Source organism: Yimella lutea, from assembly GCF_006715095.1.
Classification (GTDB): domain Bacteria; phylum Actinomycetota; class Actinomycetes; order Actinomycetales; family Dermatophilaceae; genus Yimella; species Yimella lutea.
In genome coordinates this window covers 1,376,649-1,397,884 of sequence record NZ_VFMO01000001.1, presented here as the reverse complement: position 1 = coordinate 1,397,884, position 21,236 = coordinate 1,376,649, and the positions used below count along the sequence as shown (strand labels likewise).

At 66.7% G+C, this 21,236-nt stretch carries 22 protein-coding genes; 5 read left to right on the top strand and 17 right to left on the bottom strand.

All coding sequences use genetic code 11. From position 1 onward, the window contains the following. Nucleotides 1-121: 121 nt before the first annotated feature. The 7 genes from FB459_RS06655 to FB459_RS06625 all read right to left on the bottom strand — a co-directional run bounded on the left by FB459_RS06655 (nt 122) and on the right by FB459_RS06625 (nt 6,686). The gene (locus tag FB459_RS06655) at nt 122-1,459 is read right to left on the bottom strand and encodes a cytochrome P450 (RefSeq protein ID WP_141927897.1); all 1,338 of its coding nucleotides are present in this window, start codon (nt 1,457-1,459) and stop codon (nt 122-124) included. A 53-nt stretch (nt 1,460-1,512) separates the two neighbouring features. Continuing rightward, a complete protein-coding gene (locus tag FB459_RS06650) occupies nt 1,513-2,013 on the bottom strand; it encodes a GNAT family N-acetyltransferase (protein ID WP_141927896.1) in 501 nt (166 codons plus the stop codon). Continuing rightward, nucleotides 2,010-2,318 (bottom strand): thiamine-binding protein, encoded by a 309-nt coding sequence (locus FB459_RS06645; protein ID WP_129624802.1) that lies wholly within the window; start codon nt 2,316-2,318, stop codon nt 2,010-2,012. Before FB459_RS06645 ends, FB459_RS06650 begins: the two co-directional genes overlap by 4 nt. Nucleotides 2,319-2,337: 19 nt before the next feature. Then, entirely contained in the window at nt 2,338-2,652 is a 315-nt protein-coding gene (locus FB459_RS06640; RefSeq protein ID WP_246092343.1) for an NAD(P)H-dependent oxidoreductase, read from the bottom strand. 64 nt (nt 2,653-2,716) lie between these two features. Next, the gene (locus FB459_RS06635; protein WP_141927894.1) at nt 2,717-4,471 is read right to left on the bottom strand and encodes an NAD(P)/FAD-dependent oxidoreductase; all 1,755 of its coding nucleotides are present in this window, start codon (nt 4,469-4,471) and stop codon (nt 2,717-2,719) included. Between the two features lie 17 nt (nt 4,472-4,488). Further along, nucleotides 4,489-5,448, bottom strand: a complete 960-nt coding sequence (meaB, locus tag FB459_RS06630; protein WP_141927893.1) for a methylmalonyl Co-A mutase-associated GTPase MeaB — start codon at nt 5,446-5,448, stop codon at nt 4,489-4,491. 29 nt (nt 5,449-5,477) lie between these two features. Further along, nucleotides 5,478-6,686: an acetyl-CoA C-acetyltransferase gene (locus FB459_RS06625; RefSeq protein WP_141927892.1), complete on the bottom strand. Its 1,209-nt coding sequence runs from the start codon at nt 6,684-6,686 to the stop codon at nt 5,478-5,480. Between the two features lie 110 nt (nt 6,687-6,796). Between FB459_RS06625 and mce the strand changes: the two genes are divergently transcribed. Further along, a complete protein-coding gene (gene mce, locus FB459_RS06620) occupies nt 6,797-7,240 on the top strand; it encodes a methylmalonyl-CoA epimerase (RefSeq protein WP_141927891.1) in 444 nt (147 codons plus the stop codon). A gap of 156 nt (nt 7,241-7,396) precedes the next feature. On the opposite strand, the gene FB459_RS06615 is transcribed toward mce, so the two are convergent. Then, nucleotides 7,397-7,696: a hypothetical protein gene (locus tag FB459_RS06615; RefSeq protein ID WP_141927890.1), complete on the bottom strand. Its 300-nt coding sequence runs from the start codon at nt 7,694-7,696 to the stop codon at nt 7,397-7,399. A 1-nt stretch (nt 7,697) separates the two neighbouring features. After that, on the bottom strand, nt 7,698-9,359 hold the full coding sequence (locus tag FB459_RS06610) for a 3-hydroxyacyl-CoA dehydrogenase family protein (RefSeq protein WP_141927889.1): 1,662 nt from the start codon (nt 9,357-9,359) through the stop codon (nt 7,698-7,700). Nucleotides 9,360-9,426: 67 nt separating this feature from the next. Here FB459_RS06610 and nucS point away from each other — a divergent pair, with 67 nt between their 5' ends. Continuing rightward, on the top strand, nt 9,427-10,122 hold the full coding sequence (gene nucS / locus FB459_RS06605) for an endonuclease NucS (RefSeq protein ID WP_141927888.1): 696 nt from the start codon (nt 9,427-9,429) through the stop codon (nt 10,120-10,122). Beyond that, on the top strand, nt 10,122-11,666 hold the full coding sequence (locus FB459_RS06600) for a gamma-glutamyltransferase (protein ID WP_141927887.1): 1,545 nt from the start codon (nt 10,122-10,124) through the stop codon (nt 11,664-11,666). The genes nucS and FB459_RS06600 overlap by 1 nt, the downstream gene beginning before the upstream one ends. A gap of 3 nt (nt 11,667-11,669) precedes the next feature. Here FB459_RS06600 and FB459_RS06595 read toward each other — a convergent pair whose 3' ends face one another. Continuing rightward, the gene (locus tag FB459_RS06595) at nt 11,670-12,035 is read right to left on the bottom strand and encodes an STAS domain-containing protein (protein WP_211345146.1); all 366 of its coding nucleotides are present in this window, start codon (nt 12,033-12,035) and stop codon (nt 11,670-11,672) included. A gap of 190 nt (nt 12,036-12,225) precedes the next feature. On the opposite strand from FB459_RS06595, the gene FB459_RS06590 reads away from it, so the two are divergent. Next, on the top strand, nt 12,226-12,837 hold the full coding sequence (locus tag FB459_RS06590) for a cob(I)yrinic acid a,c-diamide adenosyltransferase (RefSeq protein WP_141927885.1): 612 nt from the start codon (nt 12,226-12,228) through the stop codon (nt 12,835-12,837). A 51-nt stretch (nt 12,838-12,888) separates the two neighbouring features. Here the strand turns inward: FB459_RS06590 and FB459_RS06585 are convergent, their stop codons facing one another. The 4 genes from FB459_RS06585 to FB459_RS06570 all read right to left on the bottom strand — a co-directional run bounded on the left by FB459_RS06585 (nt 12,889) and on the right by FB459_RS06570 (nt 17,472). Beyond that, complete coding sequence (locus FB459_RS06585; protein ID WP_170221757.1) at nt 12,889-13,314, bottom strand: DUF2550 family protein; 426 nt, start codon at nt 13,312-13,314, stop codon at nt 12,889-12,891. Between the two features lie 11 nt (nt 13,315-13,325). Next, nucleotides 13,326-13,601, bottom strand: coding sequence for a F0F1 ATP synthase subunit epsilon (locus tag FB459_RS06580; RefSeq protein WP_141927884.1), 276 nt, complete (start codon nt 13,599-13,601; stop codon nt 13,326-13,328). A 119-nt stretch (nt 13,602-13,720) separates the two neighbouring features. After that, nucleotides 13,721-16,366, bottom strand: coding sequence for an asparagine synthase (glutamine-hydrolyzing) (asnB, locus tag FB459_RS06575; RefSeq protein ID WP_141927883.1), 2,646 nt, complete (start codon nt 16,364-16,366; stop codon nt 13,721-13,723). 80 nt (nt 16,367-16,446) lie between these two features. Beyond that, a complete protein-coding gene (locus FB459_RS06570; RefSeq protein ID WP_170221756.1) occupies nt 16,447-17,472 on the bottom strand; it encodes a peptidoglycan-binding protein in 1,026 nt (341 codons plus the stop codon). A gap of 165 nt (nt 17,473-17,637) precedes the next feature. Here FB459_RS06570 and FB459_RS06565 point away from each other — a divergent pair, with 165 nt between their 5' ends. Then, the gene (locus FB459_RS06565; RefSeq protein ID WP_141927881.1) at nt 17,638-18,036 is read left to right on the top strand and encodes a VOC family protein; all 399 of its coding nucleotides are present in this window, start codon (nt 17,638-17,640) and stop codon (nt 18,034-18,036) included. A gap of 4 nt (nt 18,037-18,040) precedes the next feature. Here FB459_RS06565 and FB459_RS06560 read toward each other — a convergent pair whose 3' ends face one another. From FB459_RS06560 to FB459_RS06550, 3 genes are all read right to left on the bottom strand, one after another. Continuing rightward, the gene (locus FB459_RS06560; protein WP_141927880.1) at nt 18,041-18,697 is read right to left on the bottom strand and encodes a hypothetical protein; all 657 of its coding nucleotides are present in this window, start codon (nt 18,695-18,697) and stop codon (nt 18,041-18,043) included. Between the two features lie 33 nt (nt 18,698-18,730). Then, entirely contained in the window at nt 18,731-19,717 is a 987-nt protein-coding gene (locus tag FB459_RS06555) for a peptidoglycan-binding protein (RefSeq protein WP_141927879.1), read from the bottom strand. 165 nt (nt 19,718-19,882) lie between these two features. Beyond that, nucleotides 19,883-21,208 carry a uracil-xanthine permease family protein gene (locus FB459_RS06550; RefSeq protein ID WP_141927878.1) on the bottom strand — a complete coding sequence of 442 codons (1,326 nt, stop codon included), beginning with the start codon at nt 21,206-21,208 and terminating at the stop codon, nt 19,883-19,885. Nucleotides 21,209-21,236 lie beyond the last annotated feature (28 nt).

Below are 21,236 nucleotides of genomic sequence, written 5' to 3'. Positions count from 1 at the left end.
GGATCTCGACGTCCGCCACTGCGACGGCCTGCGGGTCGTGCGTGGTCACGACGACGCAGGCACCTTCGTCTCCGCCAACCGGTTGGAAGTCGATCACGGTTGGGTCACGCTCGTGTCGTCATCACACAGGTGTTGGGCTGAGCGAGTTCGAACTCCGTTGTGCCGCCCCGATTTTTGCCGGCAGATGCTCGAATCCGCGTAAGACTCGAGTCGTGCGCCGCTCCCGTCCCGGCAGGAGGCGGAGGCCAGGGTAACGCTCGTAGAGCGAGCGAAGACCGACTTCGGCCTCCATCCGTGCGAGCGCCGCGCCGAGACAGAAGTGCCGACCGGCGGAGAAGGAGAGGTGATCGCGAGCATTCTCGCGCGCGACATCGAACGTGTCGGGGTCGACGAACACCTTCGGGTCACGATTGGCTCCGGCGAGCACCGCCGTAATCAGCTGGTTGGGTCGAGTTCTGGCTCCCGCAATCTCGCCGTCGCGCAACGTACTTCTCCCGGTAAGCAGCACTGGGGGATCGATCCGGAGCACCTCGTCGACGGCGTTGGGCCACAGCTGCGGCTCCTCGCGCAGTCGCCTCAACTCGTCCGGGTTGTCCTCGAAGAGGGCAATGGCATTGCCCATGAGATTGACGGTCGTCTCGAAACCCGCAGCGAGGACGAGGCCGGCCGTCGACTTCAGCTCAATGTCGTTGAGGGCCCCTTGTTCGTCGCGGACGGCGACGAGTTGGCTCATGAGGTCGCTGCCGGGACTGCTGCGCAATCTTTCGATGTGCTGGTCGAGCCAGGCGTCGAACTCCTGCAGAGCCGCCTCGACATCCTGGGTAGCCCGCCAGGAAAGCCCGAAGTCCAGACTGGGAGCGGCCCCGGTGCCGAGCTTCAGTACGTAGTCGTGATCCTGCGCCGGCACGCCGAGGATCTGCGAGATGACGATCACCGGCAACTTGGCGCAGTAATCCTGAGCGAGGTCTACCTCGGGTCGACCCTCGAGATCGTCGAGGAGATCGTCGGCGATCTGCTGCACCTGGGTGCGGAGGGCTTCGACGGCGCGGGCCGTGAAGACGCGGGTGACCAGCTTGCGGTAGCGCGTGTGGTCCGGCGGCTCAGTCGCCAGTAAGGAGGGCGGACGCAGCGGGTGCAGGAAGTCGATCTTCGCCCAGTCGAGGAGGCGCCCGGTGCGCGTCTCGGTGTTCAGCGGAAAGCCGGTGCGGACATCGTTGGAGGACAACACTTCTCGCACCGCAGCGTGATCGGCGGTGATGTAGCCCAGCCGCGTCGGAACCATCGGCCCACTGGCCTGCACCTCGGCGAAGATGTCGGCGAGTGCGGCCGTCTCGTGCCGCTCGGCAGCGAAGAACAGGCGCGCTTGCAGATCCCCACGCTTGGCCGCGACGCGCACGAGATTGCGAGGCAGCGCATGCTCGAACGACCATCGGACCGCGAACTTCGGAACGACCTTCATGATTCGATGCTAAGGCGCCTTCTACGTCTGTAGTGGGTTCTGGGTGAACTGCCTCACATACGCGACATCCTGATCAGGTCGACCCCGAGGTCGTCATCGCGTTTGCGGCCGCCGTCGTCGCGGAAACCGTTGCGGCGATAGAACGCCTGCGCGCGGTGGTTGCCGTCGACCACCCAGAGATGCGCGGCCCTGCGCCCCAGCGCCCGATCAACCAGAGCCTGAGCGACGCCGGTGCCGTGGTGTGCCGAAACCACGTTGAGCGCCCACAGTTCCAACGGCGTGGGCGGATCCTCGTCGCGGGATTCGTCGACCGTAATGAAGCCGACCAGCTCTGCAGTGCCGCGGTGCTCGGCCACGAACGTGCGACGCTGCGGCGGCGTGGTCTCGATGATCGTGCGCCAGCGGTCGGCACGCGTGCCTGGATCGAGCGCCGCGAGAGCCTCGTGTGTCATCAGCCCTCGATACGCCTCGCGCCAGATCTGGACGTGTGCCCGGCCCAGCGCGTCCGCGTCCGTCATTCGGGGACGCCGGATCTGGTACTCCGAAAGGCTCATCCGTCGCCCGCCCAATGCTGCTGCACGCGGGCGACCTTTGCGGTGATCTGGCCGGTGTGGCCGGGCCGGAGGTCGGCCTTGACGACGAGACCAACTCGTGGGCTGGTGGCCATGACGGCTTCAGTGGCACGCTTGATCACGTCCATGCATTCGTCCCACTCCCCCTCGATGGTGGTGAACATCGACCCGAGTTCATAGGGAAGGCCGCAGTCGCGAACGACCGCGAGCGCGTCTGCGACGGCGCGGCTCACCGAACCGTTCGGGTCGTCGGTGGTGGACGGTGCGACGGAGAAGGCGAAGAGCATCCCTTCACTCTAGGCGGGCTCACGCGGCGACCACCTTGCGCGCCGCCTGCTCCAGCGCTACGAGCGTGCGAGTCAGGGTGTCGTGCACGGCGGCGTCGTCGAGGTCGAGTTCCTTGAGCGCGAAGAGCGCCGACGGCCCTACCGGAGCGGCCCCCGCGACGGTGACCACCAGATGGACGTGCTCCTGCACGGTGTCGGTCACATGCGCTGCTGTAACGACGGCAATCGGCTTGTCCCGCAACGAGGATCGCCAATACGGCCGCGATGCCCAGTCGAGCGCGTTCTTCAGCACGGCGCTGAGCGTGCCGTTGTTGGCCGGCGCGAACAGCAGCACCGGACCTGTGCGCGTGCCGGCAGAACCTCGCGGCTGCTGCCGGCACGCGCACACCGTGCTCTGGTCAGGCGGTGGTTCCGACCGTTCCGACCGCGCCGACCATGTCGGCAGTGTCATCGACAGAAGTGTCGCCGGAGATCGATCCCTCGGACACCGTCGCGATGTACTCGTGCACCAACGGCACCGCAGCCGCGCCCTCTCCGCTGGCCGACGCGACCCGCTTCATCGAACCGGATCGGATGTCACCGACGGCGTACACACCCGCAACGGTGGTCTCCAGTGGCGCCGGCGGGCAGCCGTTTCGCCAGGTATCCATCGGCACGTCGCGTCCGGTGAGCACATAACCGGCGCCGTCGCGAGCCACCTCGTCGGGCAGGAAGTCGGTGCAGGGGTGCGCCCCGATCAGGATGAACAGCCCGCAAGCCTCCTTGGTGACCTCCTCGCCGGTGACGTTGTTGCGAATGCGCAGCCACTCCAGGTGGCCCGATCCCCCGGCATCGACGACCTCGGCGTTGCCGGCGACCTTGATGCGCGGGTTGGCCTCGATCTCACGGATGAGGTAGTCGGACATCGTCTCGGTCAGGTCGGCGCGACGCACCACGATGGTGACCACGCGGGCGAACTTCGCAAGATGCACCGCGGCCTGACCGGCCGAGTTGCCACCGCCCACCACGACCACGTGACCGCCGGCGCACTCGCGCGCCGCCGACGTGGCCGCACCGTAGTGGACACCGAGCCCGACGAGCTCGTCGATCGACGGCACACCCATCCGGCGATACTTCACTCCCGAGGCCACCAGCAGTGCCCGCGCACGCACGCGTCCTTTCGCGGTGAGCAGCACGTGCGGAGTTCCGTCGGTGCCGAGCTCGACGCCGGTGACCCGGCAACCCGACCGCAGGTCGGCGCCGAAGCGCGACGCTTGGGTGCGAGCCCGCTGCGCCAGCCGCATGCCGGAAATGCCACGCGGAAAGCCGAGGTAGTTGCGGATCATCGAGCTCGAACCCGCTTGTCCGCCAATGGCATCGCCATCGAGAACGACCGTGCGCAAACCTTCGGACGCACCGTAGACCGAGGCGGCCAGCCCGGCCGGGCCGCCGCCGACGATCACCAGGTCGAACACCTCGGCGGACAGGTCGGTCGAGGTGTCGGTGAAGTAGGTCGAGACCTGCGCGATGGTGGGATTCTGCGACAGCCCGCCGAACGGTGAGCTCACCAGCGGGTAATCGATCTCACCCTCGTGACCGGTGCTACGCAGCTGTTCGATGATCTCGAGCCCGACCTCGCTGTCGGGGCTGGAGGTGCGGGTCGGCACGCCTTGACGATCGAAGAAGTCACGCAACCGACCGAGCGCCGCAATGTCGGGCGGCGAGACGAGTTCGACGGCCGCGACCACGGGGCCGGCGGAGGTCCATGCCCAGTCGGACAGCAACTCGGTGACCGCGGTGTGAAACTCCTCGTCGCGCACGCCGCGCGGCACGGTCAACGGCGTGTCCAAGCGTCCGGCGGCCATAGCCTCGCGCACCACCGTGCGGGTGTGTCGGAACTCGCCCCAACCGAGCAGCAGCACGCGCTTCACCGTCGGGCTGAGCGCGTGGATGCAGTCGAGCGCGACGAGCCCCGGGGTGTCGGCGAGAGAGGACTCCGCGGCGACGAGTGCGATCTGTCCGTTGAACGCGATCGCCCGCTGTGCCTGCCGCAAACCGTCGGCGAGGGTCGGCACGACCACCACCTCATAGTCACGCTTGTAGCGGGAGAACTCCCCCTCCATCACCTCGGCGTACTGCGCTGCGACCACGAGGATCATTGGCTTGATGGTCATACGAATTCCGTTGTCAGTCATAAGTTCTCAATCAATCGATCGGCTGCGATGTAGGGGTCGGCCGTGCCGGCCACCACCTGCTCGGCGAGGTCGTCGAGATCGCCGCCCTCGCCAGGCCGCGCCATCCGCGCCCGCAGCAGACGTAGGGCGATCTGCTCGATCTCCGAACGCGCCCGCGCGGTGCGACGCCGCCCCAATTCTCCGCTTTCCTTCGACCACGCGAGGTGCTTGTCGAGCGCGGCCATGACATCGTCGACTCCGGTGGCCTTCTCGGCCACCAACTTCTCCACCGACGGACGCCACAAACCCGGCTCGGTGCGGTCGCCGAGGCTGATCATGTGGCGCAGGTCGCGCACCGTCGCATCGGCACCCTCCCGGTCGGCCTTGTTGACGACAAACACGTCGCCGATCTCCAGAATTCCCGCCTTCGCGGCCTGCACCCCGTCGCCCATGCCAGGTGCGAGCAACACCAACACGCTGTCGGCGAGGCCCGCGACCTCGACCTCGCTCTGCCCGACGCCCACCGTCTCGACGAAGATCACGTCGCAACCGGCAGCATCGAGCACCCGCAGCGCCTGCGGTGTCGCCCAGGACAACCCGCCCAGATGACCCCGGCTGGCCATCGAACGCATGTAGACGTCGGGGTCGAGTGCGTGGTCGACCAGGCGGATGCGGTCGCCGAGCAGCGCACCGCCGGAGAACGGCGAACTGGGATCGACGGCCAGCACCCCGACCCGCTGCCCGCGGATCCGGAACGCCCGCACCAGCGCGTTGGTGGTGGTCGACTTGCCCACACCCGGCGAGCCGGTCAGACCGATGATCCGCGCCTTGCCGGTGTGCGGTGCGAGTGCCGCCATCACTTCCCGCAATCGCGGGTCGGCGTTCTCCACCAGCGTGATGAGACGGGCGACGGCCCGGGGAGATCCACCCCGGGCCGCCTCCACCAACGAAGGGACGTCGACCTGACGACGACTCATCGACGAATCCTCTTGTCCCGCAGCGAAACTCAGGCCTTCGGGACGCGGACAAGCAGGGCGTCGCCCTGTCCGCCGCCGCCACAGAGGGCGGCCACACCGACGCCACCGCCCCGACGGGCGAGTTCGAGCGCCAGGTGCAGGTAGATACGCGCGCCGGACATGCCGATCGGGTGACCCATGGCGATCGCGCCGCCGTTGACGTTGACCTTGTCGGCGTCCAGACCGAGCTGCTTGGTGGACGCGAGACCGACCGCGGCGAACGCCTCGTTGATCTCGATGAGGTCGAGGTCGGACGGCGCGATGCCCTCCTTCTCACACGCGACCTTGATCGCGTTGGCGGGCTGCGCCTGCAGGGTGGAGTCGGGACCGGCGACGACGCCGTGAGCACCGATCTCGGCCAGCCACTTCACACCGAGCTCCTGGGCCCTCGCCTTGCTCATCACGACGACGGCGCAGGCGCCGTCCGAGATCTGCGAGGCCGATCCGGCCGTGATCGTGCCGTCCTTGCTGAACGCCGGACGCAGCTTGGACAGTGAGTCCTCGGTGGTGTCGGCGCGAACACCTTCGTCGTTCTTGAACTCGATCGGGTCGCCCTTGCGCTGCGGGATCGAGACGGTGACGACCTCGTCGTCGAACAAGCCGTCCTTCCAGGCCTTGGCGGCGAGCTGGTGGCTGCGCGCGGAGAACGCGTCCTGCTCGGCGCGGGAGAACTCCTGGTCGGCGGTGTTGGCCGACTCGGTCAGGTTGCCCATCGCCTGGTCGGTCAGCACGTCCCACAGACCGTCGTAGGCCATGTGGTCCTTCATCGCGACGTCGCCGTACTTGAAGCCCTCGCGGCTCTTGGTCAGCAAATGGGGCGCCTGGCTCATGGACTCCTGGCCGCCCGCGACGACGGTGTCGAACTCGCCCGCGCGGATCAGCTGTGCTGCGAGCGCGATGGCGTCGACACCCGACAGGCAGACCTTGTTGATCGTCAGCGAGGGCACGGTCAGCGGGATGCCACCCTTGGCTGCGGCCTGACGAGCCGGCATCTGACCGGCGCCGGCGGTCAGGACCTGGCCCATGATCACGTACTGCACCTGGTCACCGGACACACCGGCCTTGTCCAGCGCACCCTTGATCGCCAAACCGCCCAGGTCGGATCCGGAGAAGTCCTTCAACGAGCCGAGCAACCGGCCCATGGGGGTACGGGCACCGGCGACGAGGACCGGCGTACGAGCGTCGTCAACAGCAGTCATTCGAGTTCACTTCCAGCGACGTTGATGGATGAGGCGTTCGCGTCAGCTGCGCCTTGCCGGCTCGGCGCAATCAGGCCTCCGAGCCGTGATTTCCACCATAGTCTGGAGCCATGAATTCGCTGCCGTCGCCTCTGTTCGAAGCCATCGACCATGTCGGGATCGCGGTGCCCGACCTCGACGCCGCGATCGAGTTCTACCGAGACACCTACGGGATGACCCTCGCTCACGAGGAGACCAACGAGGAACAGGGCGTCCGCGAAGCGATGATGACCGTCGGCGACCCTCAGGCGCCGCACGCGCACATCCAGTTGCTCGCGCCATTGTCCCCCGACTCCAGCATCGGCAAGTTCCTGGATCGTTCCGGCCCGGGTATCCAGCAGATGGCCTACACCGTCAAGGACGTCGAAGCTGCCTCGAAAGCCTTGCGGGACAAGGGGCTTCGGTTGCTCTACGACGAGCCACACCGTGGCACAGCCGGATCGCGGATCAACTTCATCCATCCGAAGGATGCCGGTGGCGTGCTGGTCGAACTCGTCGAGCACACGTCCCACTGAGCGTCCGCAGCGCGCACGCGTCGACCCGCGTTTTCTACAGACTTGCGGGTGGCGTTCACCGTGTACCAGTAGGTAACAGGTCATCCTCGGCGCATGGACCGCAGAACACTGGCCTTCATCGCCCTCGCCATCACGATGCTCAACACCGGGGACTGCTCAGCGCCACGATCCCTTCGGTGGACGCCGGTCCCGCGCCGCCCAGCACGGCGTGTGCCAGTGCCGCCGGTCGGTGAGATCACCGAGCCCTTCGGCCGGCCACACCACCACATGCGCGAGGGCACTGCTCAACTGCTGCTGACAGCCCGGACACACATACACCCGGCCGTTGCTGTTGCCGCGCACCGACCGCACGTTCCACCGCTGACCGAGGTAGCTGTCGATCCGGATGCCGACGTCGAGCAACCGGGACAGGTCCGGCCGCTCGGGCCGATCCTTGCGGTGGTTGCGCCGGGGCACGTCAGGCCGACGTGTCCGTGAAGTCGCGACCGCTCATCATCTGCTCGTCGAACAACGGTGAGGGGCTCAGGCCCGGCTCGCGGGTCTCGTCGTACATCCGCAGCAGGCCCAAGAGCACCGCGTCCGCGCCCATCTGGTCGATGTAGGCGAACGGACCCTGCGGGTAGCCGCACCCTGCGGTCATCGCGGTGTCGACATCGGCGACGCTCGCGTAACCGGAGTCGACCATCTTGACCGCGTCGTTCAGATGCGGCAACAGCAGCGCGTCGACGACCAGGCCGGCACGGTCGCGGGCGACCATCGTGCGCAGGCCGGCAGCAGCGAGGGTGCCGTGGACCAGGTCCACGGCACTCTGCTCACCCGACCGCCCGATCTCGACGACCTGACCGGCCTTGGTGGCCGCATGCAGTCGGACGACGACCGGGCGCACGTCCTGCGCGATGCTCCCGGCCGCGTGGAACTCGGCGTCCTCGTCGAGCACGGCGACCACGGTGCCCTCCGACAGCCCCTCGACGAGATCCCCGAACCAGGCCGCGCCTTCCTCGTGCGACTCGCACTCCCCGCCGGCACAGCCCTCCGGGCCGCACGCGCAGTCGGTCAAGCCACTGCCGACCAGGAACGCCAGGTCGACCGATTCGGGCAGCTCGTCCGAGGACGACCCGTAGGCGAGAGCCTGCACGCCACCCTCGTCGAGCACGCGCACCAGTTCGTCGGCGACGGCGCCCTCGCCGATGACCGCGACCTTAGAGGCACCCTTCGGCGTGGAAACGGGCTCGGGCGCGTCGACGACAGCGCCCGAACCGGCCTTCTCGTACTGGTAGAACCCATGGCCGGTCTTGCGACCGAGGCGACCTGCGGCGACCATCTGCTGCAGCAGAGCGGGCGGAGCGGCGGACGGCTCCTTGGTGGCGTCGTACAGGACGTCGCAGACCTCCTTGACGACGTCGAGGCCGATGAGGTCGGACAGGGTGAGCGGACCCATCGGGAAACCGATGCCGATCCGGGCGGCGTCGTCGAGGTCCTCGCGCCTGACGTGACCGGTCTCGTAGGTGCGGATCGCACGGGCCAGGTAGGTGATCAGCAGCGCGTTGGCCACGAACCCTGCCCGGTCACCGACGACGACGGGCTTCTTGCCGAGGGTGACGGCGAGGTCACGGACGGCCTCGACCAACTTCTGGTCGACCAGGATCGTGGTGATCACCTCGACCAGAGCAAGCACCGGCGCGGGGTTGAAGAAGTGCATGCCGATGACGCGCTCGGGGTGCTCGGTCGCAGCAGCGATCTGCGTGATCGACAGACTCGAGGTATTCGTCGCCAGCACCGCATCGGGCCGGACGATCCCGTCGAGCTCGGTGAAGATCGAGGTCTTGATCTCCAGGCGCTCCGGCACCGCCTCAATGACCAGATCGACGTCGGCCAGGTCGCTCAGTCGATCGCTGAAGGTTGCACGCGAGACGATCTCGTCCCGCCCCGCCTCGTCCAGCTTGCCGCGTTTGATCTGGCGATCCAGCGAGCCGGTCAGGAAGCCCTTGCCCCGCTGCGCGAGTTCCTTCGTGCCGTCGACCGCGACGACGGGAATGCCCGCCTTCACGAAGACTTCGACGATGCCCGCACCCATGGTGCCGAGGCCGATCACACCCACCGACTTGATCTGCTGCGTCATGCCCCGAAGTCTCCCAGACCGCGGTCTGCCCGATCGAGCCGGTCACCGTCCGCATTAGGCTGCCCCGGTGCGAGTTGTGATTGCCCGATGCAGCGTCGATTACGGCGGACGCCTGACCGCCCACCTGCCGATGGCCACCCGCCTGCTGATGGTCAAGGCTGACGGCTCCGTGCTGGTGCACAGCGACGGTGGCTCCTACAAGCCGTTGAACTGGATGACTCCCCCGTGCTCGTTGGTCGAACTCGATCCGACGGACGACGAGCGCACCGAAGGTGTCGACAAGGTGTGGTTCGTCCAGCACGCCAAGAGCGAGGACAACCTGCGCGTGCGCCTGTACGAGGTGCTGCACGACACCAGCCACGACCTGGGCATCGACCCGGGCCTGCGGAAGGACGGTGTGGAGGCGCAGCTGCAGGAACTGCTGGCTCAGCACATCACCACGCTCGGCGACGGATACACGCTGATCCGACGTGAGTACATGACCGCGATCGGGCCGGTCGACATCATGTGCCGTAATGCCGACGGTGCAACCGTGGCCGTCGAGATCAAGCGTCGGGGCGACATCGACGGCGTCGAGCAGTTGACCCGCTACCTCGAACTGCTGAACCGTGATCCGGTGCTGGCGCCCGTCGAGGGTGTTTTCGCTGCGCAGCTCATCAAGCCGCAGGCTCGTACGCTCGCTCAGGATCGTGGAATCCGTTGCGTGACACTGGATTACGATGCGCTTCGCGGTATCGACGACGCCGACTCCCGGTTGTTCTGATGGCCGAGGACGAGCTCTTCCGGGGCCGCGGCGGCGCCGTGGCCGCACCCAATGCACTGGCGGCGCAGGCCGGTCTCGATCTCATCCACCTCGGCGGCACGGCCGTGGACGCTGCCATCGCGGCGATGCTTGTCACCTACGTCAGCGAACCCGGAATCGTCTCTGCGCTGGGTGGAGCGTTCGTGAACATCTGGCCGGACGGCGGCGACCCGATCGTCGTTGACGGCAACTGCGAGATGCCCGGGCGCGGCCTGCCGAGCACCCGCTTCGGCGGTGGCCTGCGCGAGATCGATCTCGACTACGGAGGCGGCATCACGATCTACGCGGGCGCCGGCTCCGTAGCGACCCCAGGATCGTTCAAGGCCTTCGAGGAGGCCCATGCCCGGCACGGGCGTGCATCGTGGGCCGACATCATGGCTCCGGCGATCGAGATCGGACGCCGCGGTTTCCGGCTCGGCGCCGCTGCGGCGAGCTACCTCGGAATCGTCGGCCAGGCGCTCTACGGATTCGACCCGCAGACCCGGAAGGCACATTTCGTCGGCGATCACCCGGCGACCGTGGGCACGATGCTCACTGTGCCGGAACTCGCCGACACCCTGGATCTGCTTGCTTCAGAAGGGTTTTCGCTGCTCTACGGCGGGGATCTCGGACGCCGGGTGGCCGATCATCTCCAGGCGAACGACGGGCTCATCACGCTGGGGGACCTCTCGGCTTACGAGGCGCGGGTGCGTCCGGCGACGGTCGACCGGGTCGGACCGTGGCGGCTCGCTACCAATCCCCCACCCTCGATCGGCGGGCCGGTCCTGGCCACCATGCTTCGCCTGATCCAGCGACGCGGGGCCACCGCGGACGACGTGCTGCAGGTGCAGCGCGAGGTGTTGACCTATCGGGCCCGCAGCCTGGATGCCGCCGCGGATCTCGAGATCGCCGGGGCCGACCTGTTGCGCGCCTTGGAAGGCAATGACCTGGCCACCTTGCCCACGTCGACGGACACCGCTCACGTGAGTGCGGTCGACAGTCGAGGCAACGCGTGCGCACTGACGTCGTCCGCCGGGTACTCCTCCGGCGTCACCGTGCCCGGCACCGGACTCGTGCTGAACAACTGCCTGGGCGAGCCGGAACTGAACCGCCGAGGGATTCATGCGGTGGCTCCCGGCACCCGGCTCGCATCCAACATGGCGCCGACCACCGGGCAGGACGACGACGGCGCGATGCTTGCCATCGGGAGTCCGGGCGCCGACCGCATCACGACCGCCCTCATGCAGGTACTCGCTGCCCACTGCCTGTCCGATGTCGCGCTGCAGGACGCGATCAACGCACCGCGTGCACATGTCAGCGTCGACTTCTCGTCTCGCTCGATCCGACTGGAGACCGAACCGGACGAAGCGCTGGAAGCTGCCGCCGCACGGATCGACGCACCGCACGTGGGGCATGCCCGCCACGCGATGTACTTCGGCGGAGTGGCCGCGGCCAAGCGTCGCCCCGACGGTGACCTGCAGGCGGCAGCCGATCCGCGACGCGCTTCGGCAACCGCGGTCGGTTGAGCGTCAGGCGGTTGCGGCGACCGGAGGCGTCGTCCAGGTCAACACGCGACTGAGCTTCGTGCTGCGGATGACCCGGTCGAGACGGGGCGACACATCCGTCAGCACCAGATGGCGACCAGCTTTCGCCGCCCGGCGATCCGCGCCGACCAGCACGCCGAGTCCGGCCGCATCGATCACCTCGGCTCCGTGCAGCCGAACCCGCAATTCACCCTCCCCGGAATCGATGGCGGCGCTCAGCGCGTCGCGGACGACCGAGATGGTGTTGACGTTGAGCTCGCCGATGACCGCGAGTTCGGTGCCCGGGAGGACCTGATGGACCTCGAATCCGGGCACACTCTTGTAGCGGTGAGGACGAGTGGATCGGGCCACGAAGTCCGACATTGGAACCCCCAAGTTCCCAAGGTGCGGTGTCTGTGCGTCCATTAGGCCACCGCTTCGGTGGAATTCACACCAGGGTGGGGTCACGGTTTCATCACGTATGTGATATTACTTCGGCGCCGAATCCTGGTCGAACGACCGAGCAACTCCCGCCCGAGGCGAGGCATGGCACGATCGGGCCATGGTCATCCTCAGCCGCATCTACACCCGCACCGGCGACAAGGGCACGACGGCCCTCGGCGACTTCAGCCGCACCAGCAAGACCGACCCGCGACTGGCGGCCTACGCCGACACCGACGAGGCCAACAGTTCGATCGGAGTCGCGGTGGCCTGCGGCGACCTCGGGGAAGCTGTCGACAAGACTCTCTTCCGCGTCCAGAACGATCTGTTCGACGTGGGCGCCGACCTCTGCTCCCCGCTGGTCGCCGATCCGGAGTACCCGCCGCTGCGCGTCAAGCAGGACTGGGTCGACCAGTTGGAGCAGGACATCGATCGCTACAACGAGGGATTGGAGACGCTCCGCTCGTTCATCCTGCCCGGGGGCAGCGCGGGTGCAGCGCACCTGCATGTGAGTCGGACGGTGGTCCGCCGGGCGGAGCGGTCCACCTGGGCTGCGATAGAGACGTACGGCACGGACGAGGCACCGGCCGGATCGGCGAAGGGCAGCGGTGGAGTGAACCCCTTGACCGCCGCCTATCTCAACCGGCTCAGCGATCTACTGTTCGTGCTGGCGCGGTACGCCAACGTGGACGTAGGTGGGGATGTGCTGTGGGTGCCGGGCGGCGAACGCTGACCGAACCGCGCAGGGCGACGAAGCTCGAGATCCCGCAGTTGCTGGTAGCGCCTAGTAGCGCCCCGAGTTGAAGCCGGGCGGGGACGATTCCGACCACGACCGCAGCTGGGTGTAGTCGCCGCGGCTGATCGCAAGACGGTGCACCTCGCCGCCGACCGTGCAGTCGACGAGCACCGGCTCCTGGATCACCGACGGCACCTTCTCCGCGGCCAGAGGCGGACCGAACTCGGCGTCCTCACGTCGCACCGTCCAGCCGGGTGTGAGGCCGATCCCGAGCACCGGGAACCACTCGATCGACGCAGCCTGGGTTCGCGTCATGCCCATCACCCAAAAATCCCCACGGCGGCGAGCCATGAGGATCATCAGGTGGTCCTTGGTGATCAACCAACGTCGGACGATCACCCAACAGACGAAGGCTATGGGGAGCGCGAAGAGCACACCGAGGACGACCTCCGCGGTGAGCAGGACGTCGCCCAAAGCCGTCTTTCTCAGGCGTCCAGGCCGGAGGCGTCGATCGCGTCGGAAACGACGGTGACCGAGTTGTGGTCGACCGAGATGAATCCGCCGTCGACGGTGACCACCATGCGCGAACCGCTCACCGGTTCGATCCGCACCTCGCCGGACTCGGCAAGAACCGACAACAGGGGCGTGTGGTCGGGCAGGATGCCGAGCTCGCCCTCGACGGTACGCGCGTAGAGCGCCGAGGCTTCGCCCTCCCAGACCTTGCGGTCGGCGGCGACGAGCTGGACGTTGAGGGTGCTCACGTGGACGATCTCCTGGGAGGTACGGCTGGGGTTGAGGGAAGTCTACCGGCCATCCGCACACTGCGACGACGGGCGTCCGGCCTACCGGGTGACCTTGCGGGGTGACCTACGGGGTGGGGTCAGTCGACGACGACGATCGCCATCGGAGTCTGCTCCGACCCCTGCCCGAGCGGGTTGTCGGCGAACATCTCCTCGAAGCGGCCCTGGTCGCCCGGGACGTCGGACCCGAGAACGTTGCGGCCGATGTCGTTGGCGTCCATGACGATCGTTCCGCCGAAGGTGTCGCGGTAGGCCTGCGGCACACGCGAGCGGATCTGCTCGGACAGCCGAGCGGCAACCTCATCGGGGTCCTTCGGTGCCAACTTCGCCGAGACGTTCGAGGGGTAGGCGGAGTACTCCGTCGGTCCGTCGATCGCCCGGATGTCATTGCCCACGAGTTCGTAGAACAGGCCCTTCTTGCCCAGCACCTTGCCGACCGCGCCACCGGCGCTGGCGTACAGGACGCGCGGCAGGCCCGCTTCCTGGATGGCCAACTGCATGGTGAACGGCGAGCCCAGGCCGATACCTGCGGGCGTGCGGGTCACGTACTTCGACAGCACCCGCGCCGGCCGTCCGACGTTGATGTCCCAGATGAAGTACGAGCGACCCTGAGTGATCGCGATGATCTTCTCGGAGATGAAGAAGTACCACTGCTTGCCTACCATCGCCTGCGAGTGCTCTTCGTCGGCGCCGAGCGTGGCGAAGAAGCGATCGATGTGCTCCATCACGAACGGGTCGAGATCGGTGTCCTTGTCGACCAGTTCGCTACGCAGGGGGTAGCGGGTCACCTGCTCGCCCAGGCTCGTGGTGAGCGCGAGCTGCTTGTCGGCGTTCGGCTCGAGGTCGGTCTTGATCCGTACCGGACCCTCGTCGATCACCTCGGGCTTGTCGTCGAAGAACTCGCGCAGCCACAACTCGACGTTGAGCAGACGCCAGAAAGTCATCGAGTCCACGCCGTTGGTGCCCTTGATCCAACCCTCGAAGGCGTGCAGCACCTCGTTCTGGTCGAAATAGGGACGGTTCGCGAACTCCTCGGACAGGAAGATGTTGTAGAAGTAGTTCTTCAGCCGCATGAACCACTCGCCCTGCGGAGTGGTGAAACCGATCTTGTTGCGGCGGCGGTTGATCATCTCCGGGAGGAGCCCGCGGGTCGCGTCACGCAGCACACGCTTGTTCCAGCCGTCCTTGATGATCGCCTCGTCGGACAGGCTGAAGATGAACTTCACGACCTCCTTGTCCAGGAACGGCACGCGTCCCTCGAGCGAGAAGCGCATGGTGTTCTTGTCCTCGTAGCGCAACAACGAGGGCAGCGAGTTGTGGAACAGGTCTTCGATCAACCTCAACTTGAGGTTGTTGCCTTCGGTCGCGAACTTCTCCCCCGCGTACTTCGAGGAGAACTCCGAGTTCATGAACGCCGTGGCCGGGATGACCTTCTTGCGCTTGATCTTGTCCTGCAGCTTGAACCGACCCAGGCGGTAGAGAACGTCGAGGCTCTTGGACAGTTCGAGCGCGGCATCCTTCTTGCCCTGGGCCTTGAGCTGGCGCAGGTAGACGAAGTAGTACGGGATGTAACCGGCCATCATCTCGTCGGCGCCCTGACCGTCGAGCAGGACGGTGACGTGGTTGGTCGCCTCGCGCATCACCTGGAACTGTGCGTACGGCCCGGAGGAGATCAGCGGCTCCTCCTGGGTACGGATGAAGTCGAGCAGATCCTGCTTGAACTCATCGGCCGTCGGCAGGATCTTGTGCGAGTCGACCTGCCCCTCGCAGATGTCGAGCACCGCGTCGACGTACTTCTCCTCGTCGTTCGCCGAACCTGGAAACACCGCCGAGAAGGTGTTCTGGCGTGCACCGACCGACTTGGTGGTCGCATCGCCCTGATTGAGCAACTGGTTGATGATGACGGCGACGGCGGAGGAGTCGAGCCCACCGGACAGGGACGTGCCGACCGGCACCTCGGACTGCAGGCGCAGGCGCACCGACTCGAATAACCGCTCCTTGTACTCGGCCGCGGCGGCGTCGTCGTACGGACGCTGCTGCTTACCCAGCTCGGCGAGTTCTTCACGCAACCGGGTGAACATCCGGCGCTCGACACCGGAGGCGTCCACGGTCAGCATCTCGCTCGGCTCGAGGCGATCGATGCCGGCGAAGAAGGTCTCGCGGCCGTCCTCGTGGATGCGGAAGCGCAGGTAGCGGTAGAGGGAGCGTTCGTTGACGGCCTTGGTGTACAGGCCGCTGGCCAAAATCGACTTGATCTCCGAGGAGAACAGCAGGGTGTCGCCGACCTGGGCCAGGTAGACCGGCTTGATGCCGAAGTGGTCGCGGGACAGCGTCAGCCGCTGCTCCTGGGCGTCCCAGATCGCCAGGCCCCACATGCCGTTGAACCTGTCGAACGCGTCGCCGCCCCACTCGGCGAAGGCCTGCAGGACGACCTCGGTGTCGGAGTCGGTGGTGAAGGTGTGGCCGAGCGCTTCGAGTTCGGTGCGTAGGTCGAGGTAGTTGTAGACCTCACCGTTGTAGGCGATCGTGTAGCGCCCGTCGGCGGTCTGCATCGGCTGCTGACCGTGCGCCACATCGATGATCGACAACCGCCGGTGGCCCAGACCGACGGGGCCTTCGATGAAGCTGCCCTCACCGTCCGGTCCGCGGTGCACCTGGCAGTCGTTCATCTTGCGCAGGACGGCTTCGCTGCCGCCCGGACCGTAGTAACCGACGATTCCACACATGAGCTCAATCCTAGGCGGACGCAGGGTGTGCCCCGATCCCCGCCACGCTCGTTGCCGGTCACTGCGCGCGATTACTCGATTCAGGAGCAGTAGCTGTCGGGCATCTGCTGGGGTGTCGTCTTCGTCCACGGCGTACACATCTGCAGGCCTCGCTCGCTGAGACCCGCCTTGATCGCCGGCAAGGTGCTCGTGTCGGTGCCCATGTGGTTGAGATGGACCACGACCGTGCTGCCGGGTTGGGCTCGGGCGATGATCTCGTCGGCTGCCTGCATCGGCGACTTGTTGTTCCAATCCTCGGGGTCGAGGTTCCACATGCAGTTGCGCTTACCGTGCTTGGCGAACACCGCTTCGACGCGGTCGTCGTGTGCGCCGTACGGCGGACGCACGAAATTGCTCTCGATGCCCGGGCGGGAGATCTGTTGTGCGATCTCCTCGTCCGACAGCTTGGTCATGTCCTTGTGTTCGTAGCCGTGGTCAATCACGAACATGCCCTTGTCGCGGGCATAGTCGACGTCGACTCCCTTGTCCCCGACCGCGTTCCCGCTGGGAGCGACTCCGATACCGATGTTGTTGTCCTTCGCCGAGTCGACGAGGGCGCGGAAGTTCTCGGAGGTCGGTGAGTAGTCGTCGAAGACAAGGAGCACCTTGTCGCCGGCGTTGCCACAGCGGTACTTGTCGTAACCGCCCGCTGTTCCCTGTCCGGACGGGGGTTGCGCCGCAGCCGGAACGGAGTCGGCGGCCAACGCGGCCCAGGTCTTCGATCCGATCACCCCGTCGATCTCGAGTCCGGATTCCAGCTGGAACGCACGCACCGCAGCTTCGGTGGAGGCGCCGAACTCGCCGTCGAGCGGAGCGTCGGTGACGAACGCTCCGTGCACCTGCAGACGGCGCTGCGCCTGCGTCACGCAACTACCCTCGTCCTGCAACCGAAGCGTGGGCCGCTCGGCGACAGCGGTCGAGCTCGAGCAAGTGACCTGCCCGGAGTCGGCCGACGCCGCCGAAAGGGCTAGCCCGGTTCCACCGAAGACCGCCGCGGCCGTGAATCCGACGACGAACGCCCGACCGACGGTGTTCCTGGTGCGCTCGGTTCGCTGCTGAACTCGCATGGTGTCCTCGCTCCTCGTGGTGACGAGGACCCTTGACCCCGTCGATCTGAACCGGAGGTGGGACACGCAAGCCACGGCATCGGCTCCCCCGCAGCCATGGGGAGACCTGCCCATTGCCGCGGAAACTCATGTGCGCGCGGAACTCCTGAGCGGCAGAGTCATCGCATGACGGTATTCATCTCGCACCTGACGATCGATTGCCACGACGCCTACGCCCTTTCGACGTGGTGGCGGCAGACGCTGGGCTTCCGGGACATCCCCGGTGACCCCAACGAGCCCGGTCACGAAGAATGCATGATCGAGCACCCCGAGTCCGGTCAGCGACTGTTGTTCATCGAGGTGCCCGACGAGGAACTACCGGCCAAGCGGATCCATCTCGACGTCCGCCCGCTTGAACGTTCCCGCGACGACGAGGTGGAGTGGCTGATCGGCCGAGGAGCGGGCTTCGTGGCCGACCGACGCGGCATCCACGGAAGCGGCAGCGGGTGGGTCACGCTGGCCGACCCGGAAGGCAATCAGTTCTGTGTGCTGCGTTCGCATTCCGAATCGGGTTCTGCGAATTGAGGATTCAGCCGGCCGCCGGACCGGTCTGGCCACCGAAGGTCGATATCAACGCCTCGACGATCGGACGGCAATTGCGCTGGACGACGTCTGCGGGGACCCGCGGAAGGTTCTCCTCCCAGTCGAGCATGGGCGAGCCACGCAGCTGCAGCATCCGGGACGGACGGCCCATGAACAGCAGGTGGAGGTGCGCGCCACCGTCGCCATACTTGGCCAACTGGACGCGTCCGACGCTCGGGAGATCCTCGATGGCCGCGGAGATCGTCGTCATCAACGGCCCGATCCCGGCCGCGACTTCAGGCGGCATGGTCGGCAGATCACAGTGCGTCATCGGACTGAGCCAGAGCATGATCGGCAGCCCCGAACCGAACAGATCGGTGGACAGCTTCCAGTTCTCGTTCCACCACACCAGACGGTCGTCGCTCTTCGGTTCGAACGGGTCCGCGCACCAACATTCGTCCTCGTTTTCGCCCCGACGATCCGGTTCGGAGTCGGCCAGCGGTGCGAGCGGCTTGATCCGAAGAGAGTCGATCTCGAACGGGAAGATGTCCCAACCGGGCATCTCCTCCACCGCCACCGGCAGCCGCCGGTCGGGACCGAGGGCGGCCTCGACCCGGGCGTAGAAGTCCGCGATGGTTTCCGGCCCGCTGCTGGGTGCATCCATGACTGCGAGTATGCCGTCATGGATGCACCGGCGTCAGCAGTAGGTCGGCGGCATGTGCTCACGGGTCGGACCGCTCCACGGAGCACACATCGTCAAACCGCGGTTTGCGAGTCCTTTCTTGATGTACGGCAGGGTGCTCGCAGTGGCGCCCATGTGGTTAAGGTGCACCACCACGGTGCTGCCCGCGGAGGCATTGCGGACGATGTAATTCGCCGCCGACCAGGCCGATTTGCCGTCCCAGTCGCGCGGATCGAGGTTCCACATGCAGTTGTACTTGCCGTTCCTGGCCAGCACGGACGACACCCGGGCGTTGTACGCGCCGTACGGTGGCCGCACGTAGTTACTGCGGACATAGGGCTGAGTGATCTCCCACTGGATCTGCGAGGACGACAACCGGGTGAGGTCCTTGTGGTCGTAGGTGTGATCGACCACGAGCATCCCGTTCGCGCGGGCATATGCCGGGTCGGCTCGGCCGGCCCGCACGGCGTTTCCGTTCGGTGCCACTGCGATGCCGATGTTGTTCGCCTTCGCCGTCGCCACCAGGTTGCGGTAGCCACGCATGCTCGGCGAGGCGTCGTCGAAGACCAGCAGTACCTTGTTGCCGTTGTTGCCGCAGCGCGTCGTGCGATAGGTGCCGCCTGCCCCGCTCGAAGCCGTACCCACCAATGTCGACCACGTCACCTGACCGACGATGCCGTCGACGTGCAGCCGGCGCACCTGTTGGAATCGTTTGACCGCCGTGACCGTGCCGGGCCCGAAGGACCCGTCCGCGCCGCCGGTAACCGAGATTCCGTGGCTGATGAGCCGGCGCTGCAACTCGGTCACGCAACTCCCGACGTCGCGGTATTCCAGTACCGGACGCTGTGTGGCCGGCGTACCGGCGGAGCACGAGCGGACTGCTGCCTTGGCCGGATTCGCCGAAATCGCCACACCGCCTGCGGTGAGCGCGGTCGCCGTGACAGCAGCTGCGGTGGCGAGCTTGATCGTTCTGGTGCGTTTGTCGATGCCGAAGATGTGCATGGTGTCCCCCTTGAGGTGCACCGGTGGCGGCGGCCCCCCGACCGCTCTCTGTCCACCGATGCCCCGTGAGACAGACAGTCCTCCACCGGTTGCCGCGGCGCCATGGGCACATCTGCCCGTCGCAGGTACTCGAACTGGACCTGCGAGGGGCGAGCAACTGGTCGGTCAGGCCTTCGGGGTCCTGTGCTCGGCGTCCAGCAGGTCCGAACGTCGGCTCTCGGGGTCGGGCAGATTGCCGGAGACGCGGTTGAGCACGTTCATCAGGTGGTAGCCGAGCAGCACAGTGACCGTGCCCAGCGCGATGCCGGTGAAGGTCTGGTTGCCGATCTTCCACTGCAGGTCCGCGATCGCGATGATCAGTCCGGCGGCCGCCGGCATGAGGTTGATCGGGTTGCCGAAGTCGACGTCGTTCTCGATCCAGATCCGTGCACCGAGCAGGCCGATCATGCCGTAAAGCATCACCCCCGCCCCGCCGAGCACACCCGTCGGAACGGTGGCGATCGCCTCACCGAACTTCGGGCAGAAGCTCAGCAACACCGCGAAGCAGGCAGCAACCCAGTAGGCCGCGGTGGAGTAGACCTTGGTGGCCGCCATGACACCGATGTTCTCCGCGTACGTGGTCGTGCCCGATCCACCCGCGGATCCGGCGAGCGTGGTGACGAGACCGTCGGCCATCAAGGCGCGGCCCGACACGTCGTCCAGGTCACGCCCGGTCATCTGCGCCACCGACTTCACGTGGCCGATGTTCTCGGCGACCAACACCAGGACGACGGGCAGGAAGAGCAGGATCGCGGACAGCTGGAACGACGGAGCGTGGAAGGGCGGCAGGCCGAGCCAGGACGCGTTCTGGACCTTGGTGAAGTCGACCTCGCCACGAGCGGTTGCGGTGAGGTAGCCGGCGATGACGCCGATCAGGATGCCGAGGCGCCCGATCAGCCCGGGGCCGACGACCGTGACGATCGCGATGACCAACAGCGTGACCAACGCGCTGACCGGGGAGACCAGGAAGTTGTTCTTGGCGGGCCCGGCGAGGTTGAGTCCGATGAGCGCGACGATCGCTCCGGTCACTGCCGGCGGCATGAGCACACGCAGCCAGCCGGCACCGACCGTCTGCACCAGCAGTCCGACACCGAACAGCAACAGGCCGGTGACCACCACTCCGCCCAGCGCCGCGCCCATTCCGTGGCTGGTCATGGATGCCTGGATCGGAGCGATGAACGCGAACGACGAGCCCAGGTAGCTCGGCACCCGGCCGGCGGTGAGCAGCAGGAAGAGCATCGTGCCCAGACCCGAGAACAGCAGGGTCGTGGCGGGCGGGAAACCGGTGATCAGCGGCACCAGGAAGGTCGCACCGAACATCGCGACGACGTGCTGTGCGCCGATACCGATCGTGAGTGGCCAACTCAGCCGCTCGTCCGGCGCCACCACCTGCCCCGGATCGATCGAGCGTCCGTCACCGTGCAGCGTCCAGCCGAGTCCATTCACGAGCAGTCAGTCTAGAGTCGAGCGCGGCTCCCGG